General features: G+C 46.7%; 24 protein-coding genes and 1 pseudogene. 10 read left to right on the forward strand and 15 right to left on the reverse strand.

The annotated features are described in order from the left end of the window. Nucleotides 1-121: 121 nt before the first annotated feature. The 9 genes and pseudogenes from MAMMFC1_RS03480 to MAMMFC1_RS03520 all read right to left on the reverse strand — a co-directional run bounded on the left by MAMMFC1_RS03480 (nucleotide 122) and on the right by MAMMFC1_RS03520 (nucleotide 7,062). The gene (locus tag MAMMFC1_RS03480) at nucleotides 122-547 is read right to left on the reverse strand and encodes a C-GCAxxG-C-C family protein (RefSeq protein WP_126306502.1); all 426 of its coding nucleotides are present in this window, start codon (nucleotides 545-547) and stop codon (nucleotides 122-124) included. A gap of 233 nt (nucleotides 548-780) precedes the next feature. Next, the gene (locus tag MAMMFC1_RS03485; protein ID WP_126306504.1) at nucleotides 781-1,404 is read right to left on the reverse strand and encodes an RNA polymerase sigma factor; all 624 of its coding nucleotides are present in this window, start codon (nucleotides 1,402-1,404) and stop codon (nucleotides 781-783) included. Between the two features lie 100 nt (nucleotides 1,405-1,504). Beyond that, a complete protein-coding gene (locus MAMMFC1_RS22210; RefSeq protein WP_232035856.1) occupies nucleotides 1,505-1,768 on the reverse strand; it encodes a carboxymuconolactone decarboxylase family protein in 264 nt (87 codons plus the stop codon). A gap of 92 nt (nucleotides 1,769-1,860) precedes the next feature. Continuing rightward, a pseudogene (locus tag MAMMFC1_RS22215) lies at nucleotides 1,861-2,142 on the reverse strand (ArsR/SmtB family transcription factor); the annotation flags it as partial. Then, nucleotides 2,093-2,512, reverse strand: coding sequence for an arsenate reductase ArsC (locus MAMMFC1_RS03500; protein ID WP_126306508.1), 420 nt, complete (start codon nucleotides 2,510-2,512; stop codon nucleotides 2,093-2,095). The gene MAMMFC1_RS03500 and the pseudogene MAMMFC1_RS22215, both read right to left, overlap by 50 nt. Nucleotides 2,513-2,558: 46 nt before the next feature. Next, a complete protein-coding gene (arsB, locus tag MAMMFC1_RS03505) occupies nucleotides 2,559-3,632 on the reverse strand; it encodes an ACR3 family arsenite efflux transporter (protein ID WP_126306510.1) in 1,074 nt (357 codons plus the stop codon). Between the two features lie 92 nt (nucleotides 3,633-3,724). Further along, nucleotides 3,725-4,087: an ArsR/SmtB family transcription factor gene (locus tag MAMMFC1_RS03510; RefSeq protein ID WP_126306512.1), complete on the reverse strand. Its 363-nt coding sequence runs from the start codon at nucleotides 4,085-4,087 to the stop codon at nucleotides 3,725-3,727. Nucleotides 4,088-4,297: 210 nt separating this feature from the next. Next, the gene (locus MAMMFC1_RS03515) at nucleotides 4,298-5,860 is read right to left on the reverse strand and encodes a DHA2 family efflux MFS transporter permease subunit (RefSeq protein WP_126306514.1); all 1,563 of its coding nucleotides are present in this window, start codon (nucleotides 5,858-5,860) and stop codon (nucleotides 4,298-4,300) included. Between the two features lie 356 nt (nucleotides 5,861-6,216). Next, entirely contained in the window at nucleotides 6,217-7,062 is an 846-nt protein-coding gene (locus tag MAMMFC1_RS03520) for a pyridoxamine kinase (protein ID WP_126306516.1), read from the reverse strand. 442 nt (nucleotides 7,063-7,504) lie between these two features. Here MAMMFC1_RS03520 and MAMMFC1_RS03525 point away from each other — a divergent pair, with 442 nt between their 5' ends. From MAMMFC1_RS03525 to MAMMFC1_RS03545, 5 genes are all read left to right on the forward strand, one after another. Next, nucleotides 7,505-7,930, forward strand: a complete 426-nt coding sequence (locus MAMMFC1_RS03525; RefSeq protein WP_158618625.1) for a MarR family winged helix-turn-helix transcriptional regulator — start codon at nucleotides 7,505-7,507, stop codon at nucleotides 7,928-7,930. A gap of 38 nt (nucleotides 7,931-7,968) precedes the next feature. Beyond that, a complete protein-coding gene (locus MAMMFC1_RS03530) occupies nucleotides 7,969-9,228 on the forward strand; it encodes an efflux RND transporter periplasmic adaptor subunit (protein WP_126306520.1) in 1,260 nt (419 codons plus the stop codon). Then, a complete protein-coding gene (locus MAMMFC1_RS03535; RefSeq protein WP_126306522.1) occupies nucleotides 9,225-12,398 on the forward strand; it encodes an efflux RND transporter permease subunit in 3,174 nt (1,057 codons plus the stop codon). Before MAMMFC1_RS03530 ends, MAMMFC1_RS03535 begins: the two co-directional genes overlap by 4 nt. A gap of 83 nt (nucleotides 12,399-12,481) precedes the next feature. After that, on the forward strand, nucleotides 12,482-13,207 hold the full coding sequence (locus tag MAMMFC1_RS03540; RefSeq protein WP_126306524.1) for a polysaccharide deacetylase family protein: 726 nt from the start codon (nucleotides 12,482-12,484) through the stop codon (nucleotides 13,205-13,207). Between the two features lie 73 nt (nucleotides 13,208-13,280). Continuing rightward, entirely contained in the window at nucleotides 13,281-13,802 is a 522-nt protein-coding gene (locus tag MAMMFC1_RS03545) for a cob(I)yrinic acid a,c-diamide adenosyltransferase (RefSeq protein ID WP_126306526.1), read from the forward strand. Nucleotides 13,803-13,825: 23 nt separating this feature from the next. On the opposite strand, the gene MAMMFC1_RS03550 is transcribed toward MAMMFC1_RS03545, so the two are convergent. From MAMMFC1_RS03550 to pdxR, 3 genes are all read right to left on the reverse strand, one after another. Beyond that, nucleotides 13,826-14,623 (reverse strand): transposase, encoded by a 798-nt coding sequence (locus MAMMFC1_RS03550; protein WP_126306528.1) that lies wholly within the window; start codon nucleotides 14,621-14,623, stop codon nucleotides 13,826-13,828. A 293-nt stretch (nucleotides 14,624-14,916) separates the two neighbouring features. Continuing rightward, entirely contained in the window at nucleotides 14,917-15,198 is a 282-nt protein-coding gene (locus MAMMFC1_RS03555; RefSeq protein WP_126306529.1) for a hypothetical protein, read from the reverse strand. Nucleotides 15,199-15,706: 508 nt separating this feature from the next. Next, entirely contained in the window at nucleotides 15,707-17,170 is a 1,464-nt protein-coding gene (pdxR, locus tag MAMMFC1_RS03560) for a MocR-like pyridoxine biosynthesis transcription factor PdxR (protein ID WP_126306531.1), read from the reverse strand. Nucleotides 17,171-17,291: 121 nt separating this feature from the next. Between pdxR and pdxS the strand changes: the two genes are divergently transcribed. From pdxS to MAMMFC1_RS03575, 3 genes are all read left to right on the forward strand, one after another. Continuing rightward, the gene (gene pdxS / locus MAMMFC1_RS03565) at nucleotides 17,292-18,170 is read left to right on the forward strand and encodes a pyridoxal 5'-phosphate synthase lyase subunit PdxS (protein WP_126306533.1); all 879 of its coding nucleotides are present in this window, start codon (nucleotides 17,292-17,294) and stop codon (nucleotides 18,168-18,170) included. Nucleotides 18,171-18,172: 2 nt separating this feature from the next. Then, nucleotides 18,173-18,766 (forward strand): pyridoxal 5'-phosphate synthase glutaminase subunit PdxT, encoded by a 594-nt coding sequence (gene pdxT / locus MAMMFC1_RS03570; RefSeq protein WP_174234362.1) that lies wholly within the window; start codon nucleotides 18,173-18,175, stop codon nucleotides 18,764-18,766. A 194-nt stretch (nucleotides 18,767-18,960) separates the two neighbouring features. After that, the gene (locus MAMMFC1_RS03575) at nucleotides 18,961-19,893 is read left to right on the forward strand and encodes a CgeB family protein (protein WP_126306535.1); all 933 of its coding nucleotides are present in this window, start codon (nucleotides 18,961-18,963) and stop codon (nucleotides 19,891-19,893) included. 102 nt (nucleotides 19,894-19,995) lie between these two features. Here the strand turns inward: MAMMFC1_RS03575 and MAMMFC1_RS03580 are convergent, their stop codons facing one another. Next, on the reverse strand, nucleotides 19,996-20,589 hold the full coding sequence (locus MAMMFC1_RS03580) for an acyltransferase (protein WP_126306537.1): 594 nt from the start codon (nucleotides 20,587-20,589) through the stop codon (nucleotides 19,996-19,998). A gap of 230 nt (nucleotides 20,590-20,819) precedes the next feature. On the opposite strand from MAMMFC1_RS03580, the gene MAMMFC1_RS03585 reads away from it, so the two are divergent. Then, on the forward strand, nucleotides 20,820-21,758 hold the full coding sequence (locus tag MAMMFC1_RS03585; protein WP_126306539.1) for an O-fucosyltransferase family protein: 939 nt from the start codon (nucleotides 20,820-20,822) through the stop codon (nucleotides 21,756-21,758). A 74-nt stretch (nucleotides 21,759-21,832) separates the two neighbouring features. Here MAMMFC1_RS03585 and MAMMFC1_RS03590 read toward each other — a convergent pair whose 3' ends face one another. Further along, a complete protein-coding gene (locus MAMMFC1_RS03590) occupies nucleotides 21,833-22,483 on the reverse strand; it encodes an FkbM family methyltransferase (RefSeq protein WP_158618626.1) in 651 nt (216 codons plus the stop codon). A 291-nt stretch (nucleotides 22,484-22,774) separates the two neighbouring features. On the opposite strand from MAMMFC1_RS03590, the gene MAMMFC1_RS03595 reads away from it, so the two are divergent. Beyond that, the gene (locus tag MAMMFC1_RS03595; RefSeq protein WP_126306543.1) at nucleotides 22,775-23,728 is read left to right on the forward strand and encodes an O-fucosyltransferase family protein; all 954 of its coding nucleotides are present in this window, start codon (nucleotides 22,775-22,777) and stop codon (nucleotides 23,726-23,728) included. 125 nt (nucleotides 23,729-23,853) lie between these two features. On the opposite strand, the gene MAMMFC1_RS03600 is transcribed toward MAMMFC1_RS03595, so the two are convergent. Continuing rightward, a complete protein-coding gene (locus tag MAMMFC1_RS03600) occupies nucleotides 23,854-25,365 on the reverse strand; it encodes a methylenetetrahydrofolate reductase C-terminal domain-containing protein (RefSeq protein WP_126306545.1) in 1,512 nt (503 codons plus the stop codon). Nucleotides 25,366-25,539 lie beyond the last annotated feature (174 nt).

Raw genomic sequence — 25,539 nt, forward strand, 5'->3', positions numbered from 1 at the left:
AACATATCCCCCTATATAGAATATAGAATAATTCTACACAGGGGCTGAACATTATATTTTCCATCCTGTTTTATTAAAAAATGTAAGTGTTTTATAGTTCACTCTAGTGGGTGGGCTTTATTTATAGCATCTGTTCCATAATCTCCGTCGCAGACCATACAAGCTTAGGACAAATAGTTTCGTTAAGCTTGTTTTCCTTCATGTAAGCTTTGCCTTCAAGCGTGCTTAAATCACAGCCCCTCAGATTCCAGCAAATAGTAGAACCATTACAGCCTTGAAATTTATCTAAAAACTGCTTGGCCCGTTGTAAACTGTTGGCCTTGGCCTCGGGATCGGTCATGTCATGTTTCAAACCAAGGGCCATCAGCGCACCGGTAACCGCCCCGCAAGTCTCACCGGACATTCCCATACCGCCGCCAAAAGTACTGGCAATTTTTATTGCAGTTTCCCGGTCAAATCCCTGCTTTGGTCCATATGTAACCAATGTCGCCTGGGAACAAGAAAACCCTTCTTTAAAACAAGTTACCGCAGCTTCAACATCGCTCATTTCTCCACTCTCCCCACAACTTATTCGGTAATACTGCAAGGTGGTGGTCAGTCGTTTGTTATTTAGGCAACAGTCCACATTTTCCAAACTCTTTACTAAAATCTTCCGTTGCCAAAAGCGGCTGTCAGCCTCCCCAGTCTAATATCACCTCCTATTCCTATAGACGGAAATAAGGAAAAAAAGGTTACACCAAAAAGTTATATTTTGAACTTAACAATCACTAACCGGTTTAATCAGTGCCGCGTAGCGGAAAAAGGTTTTATTTTTCGTGCAGCAGGCCCCTTGGGTTCGCAGGCCAGTTCATTGCACTCGGTACGGTAAAAATTACAGTTTGCTAATAACAGCTCCTTTAATCTTTTCTTTGCCCGATGCAATCGCATTTTTACTGTATTAACGCTTAACCCCAGTAACGCCGCAATCTCGCTAACCTTGAATCTTTCCATTTCGCTAAGAACGAAAACAATCCTGTAGTTTTCAGGAAGAACCGCAACATATCCTTGGATACATTCGTTCATTTCCTTACGAATGACCTGCTCTTCAATTGACAACGGCTTGTTGGCGAAACACATATTTTTTTCATTCAGTTCTCCATCCGTTGGGTAGTATTTCGTGATAGCGTCCTGCTTATATGAACGGCTTCTCATTCTATCAATAGCCGTATTTGTGGCAATTTGATAAATCCATGTGGATAATTGAGACTTGTTTCCAAATTTATCCAAGGCTTTTCCAACCTTGATAAAAACCTCCTGGGTTACATCTTCCACTTCATTAATGCCAATTAACCGCTCAAGATAGCGATAAATCCTAGGCTGAAAAATTGCATATACTTGCTCAAAATTCAGTTCGCTTCTTATCATTGGGTGTCCCCCTTAATAAAAGATGCTGGTAAGGCTTACTTGTTAAATAAGCCCCTTACCGGTTCGGTATGGGGCTGCATTTGTGTTCCGTATATCGATCCTATTTTTTGCAGTCGCAGCTTACGTTTCCGGCCAAAATTTCCTGCCAGTCGCCAATCACATCATGGGTCCAGCAGTCGTCAGCCCCGGCGGCTTCCCGCATAACCAGCGCAAAGATATAGGACAGTTCTTTTACAGTTGCCCCCGCCTCCAGGGCTCCCTTAAAGTGTTTGAGTACGCACGGTTTGGACTGGGCTTTAATGGAAAGCGCAAAACAGATGAACTGATATGTCTTTTCATCAAAGGTATTCCCCGGCTCTGACACTCCGCCAGCTTCGCAAGATCTTCTTGGCACTGGGGAATTTTGGTCATTTCCTGATTCAAGATGGTTTGAATAAAGGGATATTCTGCCAGCAAGGCCGGGTTAATTTTATAGGAAATCCACTGTGCCTTTTTCGACGAAACTACGAAGTCCGAGTCACTAAGTTTTGCCAAATGCTTGGAGATATTTGACTGGGTAGCGCCTAAAGCATACGTTATTTCACAAACGCAAAGCTCAGAATTTCTCAATAAGTTAACAATACGGATTCTGGTTTCGTCACCTAAGACTTTAAAGATTTTTACTAGTTTCATTGTAATATTAATCGCCTCAGTTCCGCTTTTTGCCAAATTCGTCAAGAATCCATTTTTTAATCTCATCACGAATGCTTCTTACGCCGCTCAGAATTTCCTCGTCCGTCCCACGGATGGCCGACGGGTCAGGAAAACTGTAATGGATAATTTTCTTGCCGCCGGGAAAATATGGGCACTCCTCTTTGGCATTATCGCATACGGTAACCACATAGTCGAAGTCTTGACCGATAAATTCATTGAGATGCTTGGATCGATGAGAAGAAAGATCGATATCAATTTCGGCCATTGCCCGTACGACATAAGGATTTACCTGTCCTGGCCGGGTTCCGGCGCTGAAAGCTTCATAGTCATCCCCCAGTATGCCGCGCAGAAGTCCTTCAGCCATCTGCGAGCGAGCTGAGTTATGAGTGCAAAGAAAGAGAACGCGTTTTTTCATGATTCCTCCCGAATTCATATTGGTAAGATTCATCCTTCTATCACTCCTATTTTTCCTGCCTGGTGACCGCCTCACCAGCTTTGTTGAAATATTTTTTCGAAAAGGACAGCGCCACATTAACCAGCGCCACCATAACCGGCACTTCGATGAGCGGCCCGATTACGGCCGCAAAAGCCTGCCCGGAGTGGATGCCGAAAATGGCCACCGCCACGGCGATTGCCAGCTCAAAGTTATTGCTGGCGGCCGTAAAGGCCAGGGTCGTGGATTGTCCATAATTAACGCCGAAACGCCAGCTGAGGAAAAACGACAGCAGGAACATTACAACGAAGTAGATTAGTAGCGGGATGGCGATACGTACTACGTCCATTGGCAGGGTAACAATGTAGTTGCCTTTTAAAGAGAACATGACGATGATGGTAAACAGTAAAGCAATTAAGGTCAGGGGACTAATCCTGGGTAAAAACTTATTTTCATACCAGTCCCTGCCTTTCGCCGGCAGCAGGAATGTTCTTGTTAAATAACCGGCCACAAACGGTATGCCAAGATATATGGCCACACTCAATGCCACATCCGCCATCGACACATGGACTTCCATGCCCTTAAAACCGATCCACTCCGGAATGACTGTTATAAATAAGTACGCATAAATTGAATAGAAGACTAGCTGAAAGATGGAATTCAACGCCACTAATACGGCGGCATATTCGGTATCGCCTTTAGCCAGGGTATTCCATACAATAACCATGGCGATACAGCGGGCGAGGCCAATCAGGATAAGACCGGCCAGATATTCGGGTTTATCAGGCAGTAGCAGTATGGCCAGCGCGAACATGAGGACCGGACCAATAATCCAGTTTTGTACCAGTGACAACGCCAAAACTTTGGTGTTTTGAAAAACCTTGCACAGTTCTTCATACTTAACCTTGGCCAGCGGCGGGTACATCATGACGATCAAGCCAATAGCTATCGGAATTGAAGTTGTACCAACAGACATTTTGTCCAGCCAGCCGGCAATTCCCGGAAAAGCGTATCCCCCACTGACTCCAACTGCCATCGCCAGAAAAATCCACAGTGTTAAAAACCTGTCCAGAAACGATAATTTGGGTTCTGCTTGCGTCATTGCCTACACCTTTTCCTTCCTTGTTTATTATTTATTAATCCTTTTTATTAAATGCTTATAATTGAATTTATTCATATATAGCTAAAAATATTCTACTCCTCATCAATCTTAACGGTCCGCCCGCAACCGCCGCCGCATTCCCGGTATTTTCTCAGCCGGGCTAAATCTTTTCGAAACAGGGGACTCATATCCGATTCCGCTGCCAACAGCTCTTTGACGAATGAACACGTCGCCAGCATTTTTTCATCAGCCCGGTGGTATACCCACTGAGCCTGCTTTTCGCTGGTAATCAGCCTGGCGTTTTTTAGCTTGGTCAAATGCCGGGAGGCGTTGGACTGGCTAAGTTTTAATATCGCTTCCAAATCACATACGCATAAGGTTTCCTGGTACAATAAGCTCAACATTCGCATTCTCGTTTCATCGGCCAACGCCTTGAGCACTTCGATGGTACTCATCACTTACACCTCTGTACTGAAATTGTTATTCATCGTCCATCTAACTTCTGTCGAAATTTACCTGCTTCCCGCTGAAGGTAACCACCTCCCATATATGATTATATGCAGTTTTACTCATAAATGTCAATATGTTTTTAATTATCTTCTATGTTCTATAGCCTGCTTAAAGACGCTCTAGCCTTGCGGCAGGGAAGCCGCAAGGCCTTGATTTTATTCACCAGCCACTGCCGGCTTTCCGGCCTCCGGCCGGACCGGCCTTAAAAGCAGGGCCGGTAGAATAGCCGCGCCGCATATTATGGCCAGTACCAAGAAGGCATCATCAAAGGCAAAGATATACGACTGCCTTTGGACCAGGGAAGATATCAGTGCCAATGCCTGAGTTTTGGCCAAAAAAACCGTGCTGCCGTTATGGGCAAAAAGCTTTTCCCCGTAAGCTAACATGCCGGCAGTTGCCTTAGCGGCCGTATTAATGTTTTCTCCTATTTGCTGCAGATGAACGATTTGCCGGTTTTGCAGAACGGTGGTCAAAATGGCAATGCCGAGGGAGCCGCTTATCTGCCGGACCGCGTTGTTAAGCGACGATGCCCGGCTAATTTTAGGCATTGGCACCGTATTCATGCCCAGCACGGTTACCGGCATGACAAACAATCCCAGGCCCAGGCCGCGCACGGTCATTAGCAATCTTATCGCATTGTCCGATGTATTCAGGTCGATAAAGATCAGCGGCAACGAGCCGGCGGTCAGCAGTACCAAACCGGTGATCACCACCGGCTTGGCCCCAAACTTGTCCGCCAGTCTGGCCGCTACCGGCATCATGAGTCCGGCGGCGACAGCGGAGGGAAAGATTAACAGGCCGGTCTGCATGGCAGTGTTGCCCCGCATATTCTCCATAAACAGCGGCACCATGAAAATACCGCCGAATAAGCCAATCGTACCGATAAAGCCGACGATTGTGCTAAGGGAAAAGTTCCAGTTCTTAAATAAGGACAAATCCAAAAGCGGCGCCGGATGGTTGATTTCAATAAATACAAACAGGACCAGACTGGCCAGGGCAATATAAAACAGCGCCAGGATATACGCCGAACTCCAGCCTTCGTCGGTGCCCTCGCTTAGTGCCAGCAACAGGCAAAACAGACCCAGCGCCGACGTGATGAACCCGCCATAGTCGAAATGGCGGTTAGCGGCAATGGGCGTTTCTCTGAGAATAATGACAGCCAGGATGTAGCCGATAATCCCCACCGGTATATTGATGGTAAAAATGAGCCGCCAGTCCCAATATTCCACCAGATAGCCGCTCAAGGTCGGACCAACCGCCGGCGCCACCATCGCCGATATGCCCCAGATACCCAATGCCATATTTCTTTCCTGGGGCGGAAAAACCTGATACACGATGGACATGGTTATAGGAACGATAAGTCCGCCGCCAATCGCCTGAAAGATCCGGAAGGCAATCATGCTGTCATTGCTCCAAGCGATGCCGCATAATGCCGATCCGGCAACGAAGACGGCCAGGCTAAACAGATACATCCGGCGGCTTCCCAATACATCGCAAAAATATCCGGTAGCAGGCTGCACAACTCCCATGGTCAGCATGTACGCCGTCAAGATCCACTGCGCATCATCGGCATTGACTGAAAAAACCGCCATCATTTTGGGTACGGCGATATTAACAATACTGGTATCCAGTATGCTCATAAAACCGCCGATAATTATTACCCCCAGCGCCCACCATTTATATGCCTCCTCCTGAATCGGCAACCGCGGTATATTCATCCGGTTGTTCCTCCCAGCCGACTAGTACCTCATCTGCATTAAAATCTCTGCTAATTTAGCGGTCCTTTTCCGCCCTGCTTCGTTGTCGTCACCTTGCAGATTCCCGATCTGCGCGGCTCCTCCGCCTCGCAGGCCAAAAAAATCCTCGCTAAATTAGCTATAGTTTTAACACAGATGAGGTACTAGTCGGTATGAATTTTAACATAAACCGACATTCCCGGACGAAAGATGAGACCGCTATCCGGAGGTATGGTAAATCAGTCACTTTCGAAACATACTTTGATTTTACCACTTTCTTTAAAAATTGTGCAGTCATAATTTTTATCCAATCGCAAACTCCCGCGGCGATAAAGGAGTTATATATTCCGGCATAACCAGGGCAGCGCCCTCTCCAGCAATATGCCTTCCCTGGCAGGAGTACCGGCCGCAAAAGTTGTTCTGATTCCCAGGGCAACAAAATCGGCGGCCCGTTTCATAGCCGCCGGCAGGCTAAACCCATTCAGCAAAGAACCGGCCAGTACACTGGCGAATACATCTCCCGTACCGGGATACTGTCCTCTGATATATTCACTGCTAACCTCATAGAAACTATGTTCCAGGCGGTCATAGGCCATATTGGCAATTTTTTCTCCGACAAAAGGTATTCCTGTCATAACCACTTTCGCTGGTCCGAAATCGGCTAGCCTGACAAGCCATTGTTTTAGTTTGTCCACATCCGGCCTATCGTCCTGATACCGTTCCCCCAACAAAAAGCAGGCTTCGGTATAGTTAGGAGTAATAATGTCCGCTTTTCGCACCAGCGTTTGCATGTGCGCTTGCATCTTGGGCGTGTATACCGAATAGAGTTTTCCTTCATCCCCCATCACCGGATCGACCAGGACCAGGGGGTTATTTCCCGCGAACATATCGATAAACCGGGATACTACATCGATTTGTTCCTCGGAAGCCAAAAAACCGCTGTAAATACAATCGAAGGCCAGACCTTCCTGTTGCCAGTGATGAAAAAATTCCGGCATACGGTCGGTAAAATCACAAAACGCAACATTTTTAAACCCGCCTAGGTGGGTGCTGAGGATAGCGGTAGGCAGTGGGCACACCTGGATTCCCAGGCAGGAAAGTATTGGCATAATTACCGTTAGCGAACAGCGGCCAAAGCAAGATATATCATGAACGGCGGCTACCCGCGGCACCTTTGGGTTCATCCTCTTCTCCCCTTGAAAAAACGGCTATTGCTTGGCGGATACAATAGCTTCAGTCATTTGCCTTAAGTGAATATACTTCGGCATATTAAAAATCATTCCTGCATCTATATATGTCGCCTTAAAGAATTGACATCCGGGTATTAGGATAAGCTGAGGTTAAGCGACAGCGTCGAAGCGTTCCTAATACCCGGATATAATTTCAATTCTTTAAGGCGTTCCATATATATGGAGCAGCATTAAAGAATCATAACTATAATATCCGGCGCTCCGGCATTTCGTATTATTTCGTATTATGTTAAGATCTTATCCGTTTGTGTTAAGATTCTGTGACAATAGTTGCACGCTCAACTATTGTCTGCTATATTTTTGCTTGAGAGAAGATTTTGCTTTTTAGGAGGCGTTAACTATCGACCGCCCATACCTGGGAAAATGGATTTCAATATTGCATCGCACCGGGCAGTTTTTCTTCGATAAGCATTTCGAGGAATGGGGAATCGGCAGCGGACACTTCTCCTTTCTCCTCTGTCTTTACCGGCAGGAAGGCATCAGCCAGGACGTGATAAGCAAACGCCTGCATGTGGATAAGGCAACAACGGCGCGGGCTATTGCCAAACTTGAAACGCTGGGCTACATCATTCGCGAAGAAGATCCCACCGACCGGCGAGCGTATCTTATTAAACTTACCCCGCAAGGCAAACAACTGGAACCTAAAATCAAAGATGTCCTAAAAGCATGGGCTGGCCTCATCACCGAGGATTTAAGCCCGGAAGAACAAGACTTGGCCTACCAGTTATTAAGTAATATGGCTGAAAAAGCACTGGCAGTCAAGAAACTCTGCTACGGGCCTAAGGCCGATAATAATGCATAAGATAACTCGTTTATATATAGAGAAAGGAGTTCCATACTATGAAAAGCCGATCGATAGGCAGCAAGAAATTTTTCGTTATTGTCGGCATTGTAATTGTGTGTCTCGGCACTTTTGCCACCGTTCAAACGTTCCGCAAGCAGACCGCCCCGCCGGCAGCAGCGGCCGGTAAACAACAGACTACGGTAAGTGTCGTCGGCGTTTCCCGAACCGATCTTGTAAAGCAAATCTCCTTGTCAGGTCAAACTATTCCCGAAGCGCAGGTTGATGTCGCTGCCAAATACCAAGGCCGGGTAACTGCGGTTGAGGTCAGTTTGGGCCAGCAGGTCACTGCCGGCGATGTGCTTATTGTCCAGGATACCGGTGATGCCGAAATTTCCGTTATGCAAAACAGGGCAGCGTATCAACAGGCATCTGCCGACGCCGTTACCAATGAGGTTTCCTTTCAGTCCAATTACACGAAAGCCCAGGCCGACTATCAGCATGCGAAAACAACTTATGAAAGATATAAAGCCCTTTACAACATAGGGGGAGTTTCCAAAGAGCAGCTGGATGACACCGAACAGCAATTATCCGACGCGCAAGCGTCGCTGGATGCTTTGGCTAACCAAATGAATGCCGGCCCGGTTCCTTCGGCTATTCTATCCGCCAGAGCCGCCGCCCAAAAAGCGGCCCAGAGTGTAAACGCCGTGGAAAAACAGCGGGACGACCTTATTCTCCGGGCGCCCAGAAGCGGCATCATCGGCTTTCGCCAGGTGGAAGTGGGCAGCATCGTCCAGGCGGGACAAAAACTGCTTAGTATCGTCGACAACAGTCAGATCTACATAGATTGCCAGGTATCGGAACAAGATTTATCCGCTCTCAGCCTGGGAATGAATGTGGATGTTCATATTCAATCCTTAAGCCGGACTTACCCTGGCCGGATTATTTATATCAGTCCGGCCAACGATTCCCAGAGTCAAAGCTTCTCGCTGCGTATCGCCCTCTCCGATGCCGGCCCGGAAGTGAGAAGCGGCATGTTTGCCCGGACCGCAATCAAAGCCGTGCTTCGCGCCAATGTTTTAGTTGTTTCCAAAGATGCTGTACTGCAAAAGAATGGTAAAGATTTTGTCTATGTTGTCGACGCCAAAAATGTTGTTGAAGAACGCGTTGTGCAAGTTGGGGCAAAAGGTGATGACAGTGTGGAAATAATCAGCGGCCTTAACGAGGGCGAACAAATTGCCGTTACCAACCTGGCGCGGTTACGCTCCGGCATGACGGTTGTCCCCAGCTCCCCGGACAACAGGGGTGAAGAAAAGTGAACATAACACGCTTTTCCATTCAAAGGCCGGTTGGTATTTCAATGATTGTAATGCTGTTCGTGGTCCTCGGTTTATACAGCTTCTACCGCATCGGCGTTGAACTTTTGCCGGCCATTAACACGCCTTATGTTACGGTAACAGTCAATTACCCGGGCGCCGGCACCGAACAGGTCGAGCAAGACGTTATCAAACCACTGGAGAATTCATTATCCTCACTGTCCAACTTAAAGCATATGACTTCCATGGCCCGGCCCGAAAGGGCCACCATTATTTTGGAGTTCGAGTTTTGGGCTAATGCTAATTTCGCTGCCATTGACGCCACCAAGTACGTTGATGCCGCCCGCCGCCGCCTCCCCACCGGCATTGACGAACCGGTAGTAATCAAACGGGACGTTAATGCAGCGCCGATCATGGAGGTCTCCGTTATTGCCGATAAGCCCTTGTCGGAAGTCTATACGTTGGCCAACGACGTATTTATGGAACGTCTGCAAAGGGCCGGCGGCGTATCCGATGTGGAGCTGGACGGCGGCCGGGACAAAGAAGTGGCCGTTGAAGTTGATAAGGATAAACTGTCCTACTACAATATTTCCCTCAGCCAAATCGTCACTCGCATCCAGCAGGAAAACGCTCTGACCCCGGCCGGTTCCATCTTTAACGATAAGAACGAAACCAATGTGCGGCTGACCGCACAGTACACTTCGCTGCAAGAACTGGCCTCCATTCATGTAACCAATGCCAAAGGCCAGAATATTCCGCTTACCGACCTGGCAACAATCATGGAAAAGGACAGCCGGGTCACCCGCTATGCCCGAACCAACGGCCAGGACGTAATTTCCCTTACCGTTTACAAAAACAGTGATGCCAACCTGGTGGATGCCGCGAAAGCTACTAAAGCGCAATTAGATAGTCTTCGCGCCGAATATCCCGATTATCAATTTGTTGTCGTGACCGATTCGTCCCGCTTTGTTGAAGATTCGCTGCACAATACCCTGGAGGCATTAATCGAAGGTTTATTCACAACCGGTTTTGTGCTCTACATCTTTTTGCGCGGCTGGCGTTCAACTGCGGCGGTTCTAATCGCCATCCCCACCTCCCTGATCGCCTCCTTCTTTGCCATGTATATTGCCGGCTTTACCTTCAACATGATGTCGCTAATGGGGATGTCGCTCTGTATCGGCATTCTGGTTGACGACTCCATCGTTGTGCTGGAAAATATTCATCGCCATTTGCGTATGGGGAAAGATTCCCGCACGGCCGCTGAGGAAGGACGGACCGAAATTGGTATGGCCGCCATCGCCATCACCCTCTGTGATGTGGTGGTATTTATGCCCATCGCCTTTATGACCGGGATGACCGGGCAATACTTCCGCCAGTTCGGACTGACCATTGTTTTTGCCACCTTGTTTTCCATGTTCGTATCCTTCACATTGACTCCCATGCTGGCATCCCGCTTTTTTGCCCGGGGGGAATTAGAGCCCCAAGGCCGCCTCTGGGACTTCATGGCCCGTTTGGAAGCGGTGACTATCAATAAATACGAACAACTGCTTTGCTGGAGTCTTAATAATGGGAAAAAACTCATTGCCGGTATCCTCATCATCTTTTTCGCCGCCATTTCCCTTATCCCTCTGGGAATAATCGGATCTGAATTTATGCCAAAAACGGATGAAGGAGCTTTTCGCATCAATGTTCAATTACCGGTGGGTACCAATATTGATCAAACCAACGATGCGGTGCGCAAAGTTGAAGATTATTTGGCGACAATTCCGGAAGTAACCAACTATCTGTCAAGTGTGGGTTCGCCCGCAGGCTACTCCGGCGGCATCAGTGTGCGGATGGTAGACAGACAGGACCGCCAGCGCAGTGTTTGGGAAGTAACCGATCAAGTACGCCAAAACTTAAGAAAACTCTTGCCGCAGGCCGTAGTCCAAGTAAACGAAACCCAGTCTTCTATCGCCGGGGTATCCGGCGGCGCCGGCAGCGGCGGCAGGGGTCCCAATTCCTCCCCGGTGCAAATCGAGCTCCAGGGCCAAAATCTGGCCAATCTGATAAAAGCGTCCTACCGGGTGCAAGAAATCTTAAATCAGGTTAACGGAATAAAAGATATCCGCAGTTCGTATACCGAAGGCATGCCTGAATTGCGGCTGGCAGTGGACCGGGAAAAGTTGAAGTTTTATAACACCACCGTAAATAACATCAATTCGGTATTTAATGCGGCTATCACCGGCGCCCAGGCCGGCTACTACGCCAACGACCCTGCCAACAACGGGCAAGATACCGATATTTACGTCCGCTTGCGAGGCAGCGACGGTTTTAAGCCCTCCGACTTAACTTCCATCCCCATTCAAGCCGGCAACTACCTGGTAAAACTTGGCGATATAGCAACCGTGCAGGATGCTGTGGGGCCGGTCATGCTGCGCCGCGTTGACAAACAGGAATCCATAAATATTGCCGCTAATATTACCGACCGGCCGCTCCAGGAAGTTCTAAACGACGTTAAGGCTGCCATTAAGCCTGGTGATCTTGGCACCGGCATTACTTACCGCTTTACCGGCCAGGCCAATAATATGCAAGAAACCTTCGGCGAAATGGCGCAGGCCCTCGCGCTCTCACTTATCCTGGTTTATATGCTGCTAGCCGTCTTGTACGAATCAGTATCCACTCCGATTATCCGGATGTTTTCCCTGCCCCTGGGTTTAATCGGATCATTAACCTTTTTAGCCCTGACCCATAACACCATCAATCTGTACTCCCTGATCGGCGTCTTGGTAATGGACGGCGTGGTCGCTAAAAACGGCACATTGCTTTTAGACTATACCTTAACCCTGATGGCGGAAGGAGCAGACGCCCGCGAAGCCATAATTCAGGCGGGGAAGACCAGGCTCAAACCTATTGTCATGACAACCATAACTATGGTAACCGGTATGCTCCCCACCGCGCTGGCAATAACGGCGGGATCTGAAACCAGGGTGAGCATGGCGTGGGTGGTTATCGGCGGTCTGCTGTCATCCACCATTTTTACCCTGCTTATCATCCCGATTATCTTCCTCTATTTCCATACCCATCAAATTAACTTTTGGCAGCGAATCCGCCAAATAACATATTGGATTAAGATGAGAATGGCCAAAAAAACAGCAAAAAGTTTAATGCCTGATTGGGTAAGAAAGACGTAATAATGGTGCGACATATTTTCCACATATTCTCCAAAGCATTAAAATATATTTATATTATCTTAATGTTAGGGAGACTTGGAGAAATGCGCATACGTATATTTTTTACCCTGACAATAGTTCTCTCATTGCTGGGCATTTCATCAATATTCGTGAAAAATTCCTGGACTGCGTCCGGTACAATCAGCTCGGTTCCTACTACGCAAAAAGTCGTAGCCATTACTATCGACGATGGGCCGCATAATAAGACAACTCCGGAAATCCTTGCCGTTCTCAAGGAAAAAAAAGTTCACGCCACCTTTTTTATACTAGGAGAAAACGGGGAATCCAATCCTGGTTTAATAGCCCGGGAGAATGCCGAAGGACATGAAATTAGTTCCCATGGCTATAGCCACAAGCACTTGACAAAGTTGTCCAAAGATCAAATTAAGGAGGAGCTTGAACGAACCGAAAACCTAATCAGGCAATACGCGCCCAAACCGCTCCTGTTCCGTCCACCCGGCGGCTTATATAACCAGGACGTTCTGGAAGTGGTACGCAACCGCGGATATTCCACCATACTCTGGACCGTCGATCCCCATGACTGGGCGCGGCCGACTGTGAAAGAAACAGTTGACAGAGTAATGTCACAAGTCAAGCCGGGAAGTATCATCCTACTCCACGACGGGCAGTATCCTCTCCCTACCCCCAAGGCATTGGGCATAATTATTGACCGCTTAAAAGAAGAAGGATATGAAATGGTAACAATTTCAGAACTATTCCAATATTACGAAGTCAGGACCTCCCACTTTTGGGACTTTGTATTCGACTAAGGGGGGTGTATTTCGGGTTAAAAACTGGAAAATATGTTATTCCATAGGTCCAAACTAAGAGGAGGGAGTAAATATGATTTATACCAAAACAGGCGATAAGGGAACAACCAGTTTGCTGGACGGCACCCGCGTTCGCAAGAATAGTCCCCGCGTCGAAAGCTATGGAACTATTGACGAATTAAATTCACTGCTAGGCTTTGGAAAACATTTTATTCATAACAAAGATATTGTAGAAAAGATTCATACTGTCCAAAAAGAGCTATTTTCTGTTGCCTCGGCCTTGGCTGATCCGCAGGGCAAAACCTATACTTCCCCTTTGGGAGAAGCTGAGATTGTCAGGTTTGAAACATGGATAGACGAATATGTCAAACTCATGAATCCGGCACCGAAATTTATAGTGCCGGGCAGTTGCCAAGCTTCAGGAATTCTCCATGTGGCGCGTACGGTATGTCGCCGGGCGGAACGGGTCATGACGGCCCTCGACGAATTGGAACCGGTTAATCCCATCCTTGCCAAGTACATCAACCGGCTGTCGGATGTCTTATATACCTTTGCCCGTTATCTCGAAGAAAACCAGGAACTGGTCAATACCTGAGAGTCAGGGGACGGTTCCTCGGCTCACTTCGTTCGCTGCACTATGTTTCGATTTATTCCCAACAAATTTGCTATTTGACGTATTGATAAACTTGATTCTCTTTTCAGTTTGCTGATAAGGTCCCGGCGCAGGTTCTCGTTCTCCCTGGCTTTTAAGTCATTGAGACCGATATTGTTTTGAACTAGATAACTCGCAGTTAATTCCCTGGCCTGCTTTTCCGTTTGAATAGGTTTCGCCGCTATTTCTTCTTTTGCCAAATCTATGAATTGCTCATCGCTCTGTGTATTGGAATATTCTTCAAATAGCCGGATTGCGCTTTCTATATCATCTGCAAATAGTTTTAGTATGAATTCCCTATCCACAACACAGGGTTGGATACTTTTTTGAACGTATATATTGTAACTGCTCCATTTGTATTCCGCTGCGGACTCGACGATTCCGGCTTTTACCGGATTGTTATGTAGGTATCTGACGGCCAATAGGAGATATGCGTCGCTTTCAATAGCCTCACTCTTAAATCGATCTTGAAATAGATGGCCGATGCGACAATATTTTTTATTAAAATAGTAGGCGTAGCTGGTGTTGATTCTTTTCATGATTTTTGCTATCTCATCGCTGCCTTCATTGATCAAAAGATGGACATGGTTATCCATTAAACAGTAGGCGTAGACTGTGTATCTACGCTCTTTGTTCTTTTCGCATAAGGTGTCAAGAAAGTGTATTTTGTCTTCATCATTTAGAAAAATATTTTTCTTCTCATTTCCCCGGATCATGACATGATAGATTTTACTTTCACTTAATCGCCTACCTTGTCGTGGCATTCGAATCTCCCCCTTTTTTGCTTTAGGAAGATTATACCACTCTAAATAAGTAAGAGTCAAGGAACCGTCCCTTGACTCTTTTACGATTTATTCCCAACAAATTTGCAATTTGGCGTATTGATAAACTTGATTCTCTTTTCAGTTTGCTGATAAGGTGGATCATGACATGATAGATTTTACTTTCACTTAATCGTCTACCTTGTCGCGGCATTCGAATCTCCCTTTTTTTGCTTTAGGAAGATTATACCACTCTAATAGCCAAGAGTCAAAGAACCGTCCCTTGACTCTTCAGCTTAGGCCCTAAGTTCACCGCTCAGTAACTTATTATTATAGCTTTTTACAGCCAACGCGCCCCAAATCATGCAAACTGGATGAGTTACTAAAAGTCCGAAACCAAAGGTTACAATCCCGACAACGACTTCCACAACAAGCATAATGATCGCACCCATAACTGTAGAATAAAACATACCGATGGAACCAAAAAGAAAGGTAAGCATTAAGGACAGCCCCATGTTTTTCGGGGAAAGAGCCACAATGGTCTTGACGGTGTTCGTATCCGGATTTACATCAGACATTACACATTCCTCCCTTGATTTTGTCAAATTTTCATCCGGAAACAATATCTTTGCATTCGAACACAACAATGCGCAAATATCCTTCCCGGTTTATTCTGACCCGAATTGTGGCTGCTTGTACTGCCTGTCCTCCTTTTGATAAATTTTTGACCCACAATAACTGATCATTATAATTTTATTTAGTTCTAGAACAGGCAAAATCCTGCTATTTTATTACAATAATATACGAGATTCTGCTATTTTGTTACATTTTTTTGTTAGACCGAGTCAGGGGACGGTTCTACGACTCACTTCGTTCGCTGCACTATGTTTCGGTTTCGATTTCGATTTATTCCCAACAAATTTGCAATTTGGCGTATTGATAAACTTGATTCTCTTTTCAGTTGGCTGATAAGGTGGATCATGACATGATAGATTTTACTTTCACTTAATCGCCTACCTTGTCGTGGCATTCGAATCTCCCCCTTTTTTACTTTAGGAAGATTATACCACTCTAAACAAGTAAGAGTCAAAGAACCGTCCCCTGACTCTTGATGACCTCGCCCAGGATCTTCACCCCTTCCACTATTTTTTCCGGGCCGGCTACGGCAAAGCTAAGGCGCAGGAATTGGTCGGGCGGGCGGCGGGGAAAAAAGGCGGTGCCCGGCAGCAGCAGGACATCTCTGCTTTCGGCGTCGGCAACAATCTTCCGGGCCGATAATCCTGCCGGCAGGGACAGCCAGCAGCTTAAGCCGCCGCGGGGACGGTGACATACCACTGCCGGCGGCAGAAATTGCTGAATCGCAGCCAGCGCGGTATGGTATCGCTCCAGGTAAATGCTATGGATGGCGGCTATATGCCTTTGCCAGATGCCTTGGCGCAGATACAGGTCAAAAGCCCGCTGGGTCAGGCCCGAAGTGGAAATATCCGAATGATGCTTAACCGCCAAAACTTTAGAAACCAAAGGCGGCGGCATAAGTAAAAAGGCCAGGCGCAATCCCGGCATGAAAATTTTGGAAAAGCTTTTCAGATAAATCACCCGCTGATCGCGGTCAAGGGCTTTCAGCGGCGCCAGCGGCACCCCGGAAAAATCCAGTTCACTGATATAATCATCTTCCAAAATAATGGCGTTATAGCGCCGGGCAAGGCCGATCAGCCTGTTCCGCTTGGCTAGGGAGTACGAATAGCCGGTTGGGTTTTGGATGTTGGCCATGGCGTAAATCAGTTTGGGACGAAAGGAGCGGATTTTGTTTTCCAGTTCCGGAATATTCATGCCGTCGTTTTCCATGCCGATTTCAACAATTTTAGCCCCCCGGGAGCGAAAGGCGGCTATGGCGCCGGGATAGGTAGGGTTTTCGGTAAATACGTAATCGCCGAAATTTAATAAAGCCTTGGCGATAATATCAATGCCTTGCTGGGCGCCGGAAATGATCTGAACATTATCCGCCTGAGCCTTAATGCCCTGCGCCTGCAAATAATAAGAAATGGCTTCCCGTAAAGGGTAAAAGCCCTGGCTTTCCTGATAACCGAAAGCAAAACCCTTATCTCTGTCCAGCACTTCAATTAATACATTTTTAAAATCATCGATGGACAATAAATCAGGCGTAGGCATTGCACTGGCAAAATCAATACAATGCTTATTATTAGCCAGGAGCATAGCGCTTTTAGTTTCAAACATATCCAGGTCGGTATCGGCCGCAACAGGTTCATCCGCGGCCGCGATACTGCCGGTAATTTCGGCTACATAGCTGCCGCTGCCGGCCCGGGAGCATATGTAGCCGTTTTGTTCCAGCAGTTTATAGGCGCTAACCACCGTGCCGGGATTAATCCCCAGGCCGGAGGCCAGGCGCCGCACCGGCGGCAGCAGATACCCGTGGCTTAGTTTCCCGCTTACGATAAGCTCGCGTAAGCGGTCATACAGTTGAACATAGAGGGATGCTTTACTGTTTTTGACTAATTGTATCGACACAAAATCAAAAAATTGTTCATTCATATTGTATTTACACTTCCTACTTTGCTATAATAACAAAAAATCCGTTATCGATACCAAGTAATTGTATCGATACGATTATTTTACCAGTCAACTTGTGTTTAGTAAAGAGGAGGAAATTCAGATGCAACACCGCTATGATCTCAACAAAAACTTGGCCCAAATGTTAAAAGGCGGCGTCATTATGGACGTCACCAATGCCGAGCAGGCTAAAATTGCCGAAACGGCAGGCGCAGTAGCCGTTATGGCTTTGGAAAGAGTACCCGCCGATATCCGCAAACAGGGCGGCGTGGCCCGTATGTCGGACCCGCAAATGATCAGGGCAATCAAGGACACCGTATCCATCCCGGTTATGGCCAAAGCGCGGATCGGTCACTTTGTGGAGGCGCAAATCCTTGAAGCCATCGGTATCGACTATGTGGACGAAAGTGAAGTTTTAACCCCGGCGGATGAGGATTATCATATCAATAAATGGGATTTCAAAATTCCTTTTGTCTGCGGCGCCAGAAACCTGGGCGAGGCCTTGCGCCGCATCGGGGAAGGCGCAGCCATGATCCGTACCAAAGGGGAAGCCGGTACCGGCAACGTGGTGGAAGCTGTCCGCCACATGCGGACTATGCTGGCGGATATGCGGCGCGTTAAAGCTGCCCCCAAAGAAGAGTTGATGAGCATTGCCAAAGAAATGGGCGCACCTTTTCATTTAATCGAGTACGTGTCGGAACACGGCGTATTGCCGGTAGTCAACTTTGCGGCCGGCGGCATTGCCACTCCCGCCGACGCGGCCCTCATGATGCAGCTTGGCTGCGACGGGGTTTTTGTCGGCTCGGGAATTTTTAAATCCGGCGACCCGCAAAAGCGGGCCAAAGCCATTGTCGAGGCCACCACTCATTACAACGATCCAGAGCTGCTGGCCAGAATCTCCGAGAACTTAGGCGAGCCGATGGTCGGTATTGAAATCGACAAAATAGAGCCTGCAGACCGGTTAGCTGTCAGAGGGTGGTAAAGATGATCACAATCGGGGTGCTGGCTCTCCAGGGAGCCGTGAAGGAGCATCTTGACCGCCTCAATTCTCTGCCTGATGTAGCCGGCTTAGCAGTTAAGAAAGCAGCTGACCTAAACAATATTGACGGTCTCATCCTTCCCGGCGGCGAATCAACTACCATAGGCAAACTGCTCAGAGAGTTCAATCTCTCCCCAATACTGATTGACAAGATAAACCGCGGTCTGCCGGTATGGGGTACCTGCGCCGGAATGATCCTGTTGGCTAAGGCTATTATCGGCGAAGAAACAAGGCATTTGGGCGTCATGGATATTTGTGTACGGCGAAACGCTTATGGCAGCCAGTTAGACAGTTTCGCCACCGAGCTTGTTATACCAAAAGTGAGTTCTTCGCCTGTACCTTTGGTATTCATCCGGGCTCCTTACGTGGAAGAGACCGGTAAAGACGTTCAGATACTGGCCAGAGTCGATGGTAAGATTGTGGCTGTAGAGCAAGGCAACATGCTGGCTACAGCTTTTCATCCGGAATTAACTGATGATTTGACTTTTCACAGGTATTTTGCGGAAAAAGTAAGAAAAAATAAGAATAGCGAGAAATAATCCGTTAGTCGACTGTCGACTGTATCGATATGAAAAAGCGCAAGCTTGCACCGCATTCTTCAAGTGCAAACTTGCGCTTTTGTTTTTCGCTGCCGTATAAGTGTTATTCTTCGAATCCGGTTCATAAATATAGTTTAGAATTTCATTGCTTAAACACTTAAGCAAAGGATCAATTAAAACAGGGAGGCAACCCTATGCATATTGGGTTTGTGATCAAATGGCCGAAAAATGCCATTCGGCAAGTAATTGGCGAGGAATTATACGCCGAGTCTTTGTGCCGGGAACTGCGGCAGATGCCGGGAGTCCGCTCGGCCCAGCTATATTACCCGAATTTAATGCCTGCAGCCAAGATCGATATCATGATTCACCTTAATGAATCGCTGCCGGGTCCCTTTGCCCGCAAGCACGTGCTGTACCTGCAGAATTTCTTTCAGCAGGGCTCGGACGTGGTATTGGGATACCTGCAGAAAAAAGGTTACGACGGGTTTGCCTTTTTTTCCCAGCGTCTGTATGATCTGCACCGGCAAGCAGGGTATGGCGGCATCTTTTTGCCTTTGGCGGCGGACACCACTATATTTAAACCCCGGGAGAAAAACCCCAGGTACGACTATGATGTTGTTTATGTAGGCAATGATATTAAAGGCGAAGAACGAACCATGCGGTATATTTATCCGGCAGCAGCAAAATATAACTTTGGTTTGTTTGGCAACTGGTGGCCTTATCCGCCTAACGGCTACCGCGATTTATTCGCCAAACTGTCACAAGGCTCCATCAGCCGTGAAGAATCGGCTGTTCTCTATTCCAGCGCCAAGATCGCCTTAAATTATACAGCAGAAGATTCCATCTACTGGGATGCGATGAATCTAAGATTCTTTGAAGTATTGGCCTGTAAAGGTTTCTTAATCAGTGACAAAGTTCCGTCCGCCCAACGCGAGCTTAAAGGCTGCGCTGTATTCACCGATGGCGGCGAGGACTTAATTGCCCAAATCGAATATTATTTATCACGGCCAAAAGAAAAGGACGAGATTGCCGCCAATGGCTATCAATACATCCTGCAGCACGCGACAGTACAGGCTCGGGCAAAACAGCTGCACAATTATCTTCAGCAAATAATGGAAATAAACTGACCAAAAAATATGAGCACTATTGGCGAATTATACAAACGAATAGTGCTCTTTTGCGTTCATTTATTTTTTCTAATTTTTCATATGTCCAATACCAGATCATTATCAACTTTCTGCCAAATCATCAAAACAATATCCCATCTTCTTGGCGTTTTCGATTATTTTTCGGCCATCAATTTTTTTCACTGGTTTGGCGGGGTTACCGCTATATACCGTCCAGGGTTCCGTCTTGCCTCTAATAACTGAGCCGATAGTGATTAGCACCCCCATGGCCAGATGGGATCCGGGAAGAAGTACCGCACTGGTAGCAACATTAGAAAAAGGCTCCAGAATAACAGGTTCGGTTATCAATCGGCCGCGATACTCCGTGGGGATCATACTGCCAAAAATCCCGGAATCGTCAAAACGCTCGGAAGCACAGATAATTCGGGCACCTGCCGCAATATTATTAAAGCCTGCACATCGCAGCACCCCGTCTTTGCCACCAATACAGGTAACATACGGGCATATGTGAATATAATCACCCAGAGTTACCTGTGTTGTACAATAGAACCCCCAATCTATGGCAATGTTTGACCCTATACTTACTAACTCAGGCCGGCGAATACGTATATTGGAGTTAATATATACATTATTACCAACAGAGTTTAATAATTTATAATCATATTCCTGATCCACAAGCTTCCCTCCAGTTATCATAAATCTAAGCTCCATCGCCGGATAAAATCCGAAAAAGCCGCGTATTAGCAGCACCATTAGTCGTAATACATAATATGACATATTCTTTTATTATGTTACGACAACGGAAATTGGGTTCTAATATAAATCATGCAAGGAAGGAATCAGGAAAAGGCCGCTTGTTATCACCAAATTCTGCTGTTATACATAAAATTAAACATGAGCAAAAAACATCGAAAGGAGGATATAATTTGAGTTCTCCCAATCGTTTTTTACTGATTAAAGCCTGGGGAGCCGGCTTTTGGTCGGATATGGAGCATGTCCTTGGTCAGCTTCTGATTGCCGAATTATCAGAACGGATACCGATTGTCTACTGGGGTAAAAATAGCGTATACAGCGGCGCCGAGGACACAAATGCTTTCGAGCAATTCTTCCTGCCGGTTTCCGCTTACTCCATTCATGATTTAATACGGTCGGATTTTACTTTTTACCCTGAGCCATGGAAATTTAACAACTTATTTTATGAAGAGGGCTGGCCGGAAAAAACCGTAAGAACATATTATCCGCTCCATACTTTGTACGATCGATGTGAAAATGTTCTGGTCAGTGATTGCTGGCTGGGCATTTATTTGATGGAACCAATAATAAAAAGCACCCACCCTGCCTTCGGACTTGAACTTGACGACATTTACCGTTCCCTTATCAGCAAATATATCCGATTACAGCCTGATATCGAGCGGGAAATAGACGATTTTTATAATGCCAATCTGCTGGGCAAAACCGTTTTGGCCGTACACGTACGGGGCAGCGATAAGATTCGGGAATTAGGAAAGCTGTATGAACTTAATAATCTGTATTATTCAGTAATTGATCACTGCCTGGAAGAAAACCCGGCGGCATTTATTTTCCTGCTGACAGAATCGGAAGATATACTAGCCGAATATAAGAGCTTGTATAAAGAAAAACTGATCTATACCGACTGTCAGCGAACAAGCAATGATCATGCCTTATTCTGGGCCGAAGGCATAGACAAAAGGCGTATGGGTATTGAAATTTTAAAAGATACGTACCTCGCGGCCCGTTGTGATTCTTTTATCGGCAATGCCCATTCCAATGTATCCACTGCCGTAAAACGGCTCAAGCAATGGCCGCCAAATAGTCTGGGACTTTTTTCGGAAAAGCATTTATAAAAAAAGCGACGGTAATCTCACCGTCACTTTTTTTATGCACTATGCACTATGCACTACCCCTTGATTGCCCTTGCTTACCCTTGCAGCTCTAAATATTTACTCTCACGATGAATATATATATCGTCAAACTCTAATTTGGTTAGCAGTATAAATCCTTTATCCTGCAGGTAATTTTGGACATGCGTCTCTTGATAATTATTTTCTACCGTTAGGCATTCGATTTTTACTTTGGAAAAATCAATAGTCTTAAGAACAGTCAATTCCGTTCCCTCAGTATCAACACTGCACAGATCAACATGGGTTATTCCGTACTGATCCAAAATAAGTTGAAGCGGATATGTCGCCACAGGAATGATTTGGAGACTGCCCCCGTAATACTGCTGCGTCAACTGTATCCTTTTCAAGTGGCGAGGATCAAGTTCATTAAGTAATCCGCTCAGCATCTCTGAATATCCTTGTGCCTGTAAAAAATTTTGAAATCCCTGTTTGGCGGATATTGCTCCCTCCAAACAGATGCATTTTCTATTCTTTATTAGTTCCTGATATACGTTCGGCAATGGTTCCACACATATCCCATTCCAGCGTTTATACTTTTCAAAAAAATAACTATTACTGAAATCTATCCCGTTATGGGCGCCGATATCAACAAAAAATCCTTCTTCTGCTCCCCGGAATACTGTTTCATTCATAAAACGGTCTTGCCCGATCTGGCTATAATACTCCATAGATGTAAACCTCCATATTCTTAATATGCTTGCCGTGAGTGCAATTACAATATTTACATAACCTAATTCCATTAATACTATATGCCAATTTGTTTGTACTGGTGCAGGTTGTGGTTTTTTAACTTCACGCCGGTAATTACCGACCGCGTTGTTTTCATAAGAAAACACGCCGAATTTTTTCAAATAATGAAAGTTTAAAAAGAAGTATTAGATCGGGAATAACATTTACATAATACTCGGCATAGGATAATAGCGGAAAAATAAATAATACGGTACGGCGGTGATAATGTAATGCAAGAAATGCAAAGAAATAGCGGATTTTTGCTAATTAAATGCTGGGGCTGCGGTTTCTGGTCCGACATGGAACATGTTGTCGGACATCTGCTAATAGCCGAACTACTTGACCGATATCCGGTTGTTTATTGGGGACCAGAAAGTCGTTACGGCGGGACTGAAGGCATCAATGCTTTTGAACACTTCTTTTTGCCTGTTTCAGCCTATTCGATAACGGATTTAACCCGAGCAGGCCTTACCTATTTCCCGGCAATGTGGAACACCAAACCGTTGGTTGAAGAAAATCCGGACAGATATATTCCGGATCAATATTGGCCGATAGACCTGATGGGCATTAGGAGGCCGGAAACAGTGATCGTCAGCGACAGACATATCTGGCCGACGGAAATCATGCGGTTCGTTCCCCCGGGCCACCCTGCCTACGGGTTAAATCACCATGACATGTATCGATATATTTTCAGTAAATACATTAAATTGCAACCAATCGTTCAACTGGAAGCGGAATATTTTCTCAAAACGGAAATGCAAACTCGTCCTATTGTAGCTGTACATGTCCGGGGGGGAGACAAAATTTTTGAGAATGGCAACTTATGGCGAATTAATGCGTTGTATGCGAAAGAAATCCAGAACTATCTCATAGCCCATCCCAGCGCATCTATTTTCTTACTGACAGACAGCGAGGACATCTTAGCTGAATATAAATCGTTATATGGTCCTAAAATAATCTATACGGATTGTAACCGGACGGTCAGCGGCGGCCTGGGAGTGCATGTAATACCTTCAAATGGATACCGGAAGGGAGTTGAAATTCTCAAAGATACTTTGTTGGCGCTCCAATGCGATGCTTTTATCGGCAATGCCCACTCCAATGTTTCCATAGTCATAAGACGTTTGAAAGCTTGGCAAGACGGTACCATACGACTGCTGGGCGAACAAGATCTTACAGAATAGCGTTCATCAGTAGCAAAAAGCACTATTTGGTCTGGACCGCACCAACGGAGATAGAGACAAAAGAGAAAAACCACATAACAAAACCTCCAGCCGTAATTTTGTCCTACGACTGGAGGTTTTGTCTTTCAATCTTTATTATTATTGTAATCCCGGCCATTGAAATAGTTGAGCCAGGAAGATGTCCGGTGCAGGTCCCAGTTGCAGGGCGGCATATATTTTTCCTTCATGCGGTCTTCCCGGCCGCGTCCTTTAAATTCTTCATACATTTTTACATAAATACACTTCTGTTTGCCGGGATAGACTTCGCACCACCCGTCGCGGCTGCCGCCGCAGGCACCGTTGCGCTGCTGCTTGGGGCACTGGGACATGGGGCAGATGAAACCGAGTTCATGCATGGCGCAATCCCCGCAGAAGCGGCATTCATTCGTTATCGTTTTAGTAATGTATTCAGCCCCGGTAAACGGCTGCTTCAGCCAGGATTTGTCGATGTAACGGGCGGCGGCCCTGTTTGCGGGATACAGGGGAGACTGCTGATCAAACGCCACTCCGTGCACCATATTCATCAGCGACTGCTTCAGCGAGGTACGGCCCGGGCCTGTCCGCCTCCGGTCGGCAGGCTGGCAGGTATTCAGTCCGGTTGCCGCATCCTCCTCAAAAAAGTAAAAACCGCCGGCCTGGGGATGATTAAACTCAGCCGCTGCGATATCCTGCCAGTTGGAGCTTAATTCTTCCCCCTTTTCCATGATAAATTGCACATCCTGATAACTAAGGCCATGGCCGCCGATATTGACGCCGTCATACTGCAAGCCTTTCAGCACGGCATACTGCCTGGCCGCCCGCAGGAGCTGCAGTTCCCGTTTATTGCTGTGAGCGGCTTCTTCTTCCAGCCGGGCGACCAGGGAATCCGTCACCACACAGCCGGGAATCAGGTTTTTGTTCATCATTCTGGCCACCGGCAGCGACAGGACAAAGATATTGCCGATCAACGGTACTGCCAGGTTATTCAGCATAACATATTTTTTCAGCTCATCAAACTTACGGGCGTCGTAGCCCAGTTGCGTAATGATAAAGCGGGAACCGTTGGCGACTTTTTTGTGAAGTTTATAATACTGGGCCATCGTTTCAGCTTCGGTTGATTTGAACGGGGAAACAACAGCGCCGGCAAAAAAGTGCGTGGGCGCCAGCTTAGTATAGGTGCTGTCATTCATTTTCCCAATCAGCCTGAGGACATGCACCGCGTCAAAGTCAAAAACCGGCTTGGCGTTGCCGGAATACCCTGAAACCGGATAATCACCGGTCATCACCAGCAGATTCTCAATACCGGCTCTCTCCAAGGCATATAATTCGCTTTCCAGGGCGTTCCTGTTTTTATCCTTGCCAGTAAAATGAACGAGCGGATCAATCCCTAGCCGTTTAGCCTCCACAGCCATGGCATAGACTGCAATCGCCGATTTTCCTCCCGGATTGTCGGTAATCGTCACCGCATTGATTTTGGCATCCTTAGCGGCCAGTTCGGCCATTTTTACCAAATGTTCCTGCGCTTTTTCCCGGGCGCCCTGCCCGGGTACCAGCTCCCAAGTTACCGACAGTTGCGCCGGATCAGCCAGCGCGGCCTGTAAAGAAAGTTTTGCCGTCATGTTATTACCTCCGCTATTACTGTAATAATGCGAATACATTTGCACACTTTTTGCTCACAGGCTTTTCTAAAGTCCTCAACAGAATTGATTTCACCACATCGGCCACCGTATATGCATCTATATATAAGGTAGCGAAACCAAGCTGTTTTGTCAATATTTTTATATTATTCTTAT

This window comes from Methylomusa anaerophila (assembly GCF_003966895.1).
Taxonomy (GTDB): Bacteria; Bacillota; Negativicutes; order Sporomusales; family Sporomusaceae; genus Methylomusa; species Methylomusa anaerophila.

Coding starts and splice junctions, on each gene's coding strand:
- MAMMFC1_RS03575 (WP_126306535.1), top strand. CDS start 18,961: ATGCATATTGGGTTTGTGATCAAATGGCCGAAAAATGCCATTCGGCAA.
- MAMMFC1_RS03515 (WP_126306514.1), bottom strand. CDS start 5,860: ATGAATATACCGCGGTTGCCGATTCAGGAGGAGGCATATAAATGGTGG.
- MAMMFC1_RS03530 (WP_126306520.1), top strand. CDS start 7,969: ATGAAAAGCCGATCGATAGGCAGCAAGAAATTTTTCGTTATTGTCGGC.
- arsB (WP_126306510.1), bottom strand. CDS start 3,632: ATGACGCAAGCAGAACCCAAATTATCGTTTCTGGACAGGTTTTTAACA.
- MAMMFC1_RS03545 (WP_126306526.1), top strand. CDS start 13,281: ATGATTTATACCAAAACAGGCGATAAGGGAACAACCAGTTTGCTGGAC.
- MAMMFC1_RS03600 (WP_126306545.1), bottom strand. CDS start 25,365: ATGACGGCAAAACTTTCTTTACAGGCCGCGCTGGCTGATCCGGCGCAA.
- pdxT (WP_174234362.1), top strand. CDS start 18,173: ATGATCACAATCGGGGTGCTGGCTCTCCAGGGAGCCGTGAAGGAGCAT.
- MAMMFC1_RS03510 (WP_126306512.1), bottom strand. CDS start 4,087: ATGAGTACCATCGAAGTGCTCAAGGCGTTGGCCGATGAAACGAGAATG.
- MAMMFC1_RS03485 (WP_126306504.1), bottom strand. CDS start 1,404: ATGATAAGAAGCGAACTGAATTTTGAGCAAGTATATGCAATTTTTCAG.
- MAMMFC1_RS03555 (WP_126306529.1), bottom strand. CDS start 15,198: ATGTCTGATGTAAATCCGGATACGAACACCGTCAAGACCATTGTGGCT.
- MAMMFC1_RS03550 (WP_126306528.1), bottom strand. CDS start 14,623: ATGCCACGACAAGGTAGGCGATTAAGTGAAAGTAAAATCTATCATGTC.
- MAMMFC1_RS03480 (WP_126306502.1), bottom strand. CDS start 547: ATGAGCGATGTTGAAGCTGCGGTAACTTGTTTTAAAGAAGGGTTTTCT.
- pdxR (WP_126306531.1), bottom strand. CDS start 17,170: ATGAATGAACAATTTTTTGATTTTGTGTCGATACAATTAGTCAAAAAC.
- MAMMFC1_RS03540 (WP_126306524.1), top strand. CDS start 12,482: ATGCGCATACGTATATTTTTTACCCTGACAATAGTTCTCTCATTGCTG.
- MAMMFC1_RS03590 (WP_158618626.1), bottom strand. CDS start 22,483: ATGGAGTATTATAGCCAGATCGGGCAAGACCGTTTTATGAATGAAACA.
- MAMMFC1_RS03580 (WP_126306537.1), bottom strand. CDS start 20,589: ATGATAACTGGAGGGAAGCTTGTGGATCAGGAATATGATTATAAATTA.
- pdxS (WP_126306533.1), top strand. CDS start 17,292: ATGCAACACCGCTATGATCTCAACAAAAACTTGGCCCAAATGTTAAAA.
- MAMMFC1_RS03500 (WP_126306508.1), bottom strand. CDS start 2,512: ATGAAAAAACGCGTTCTCTTTCTTTGCACTCATAACTCAGCTCGCTCG.
- MAMMFC1_RS03520 (WP_126306516.1), bottom strand. CDS start 7,062: ATGAACCCAAAGGTGCCGCGGGTAGCCGCCGTTCATGATATATCTTGC.
- MAMMFC1_RS03595 (WP_126306543.1), top strand. CDS start 22,775: ATGCAAGAAATGCAAAGAAATAGCGGATTTTTGCTAATTAAATGCTGG.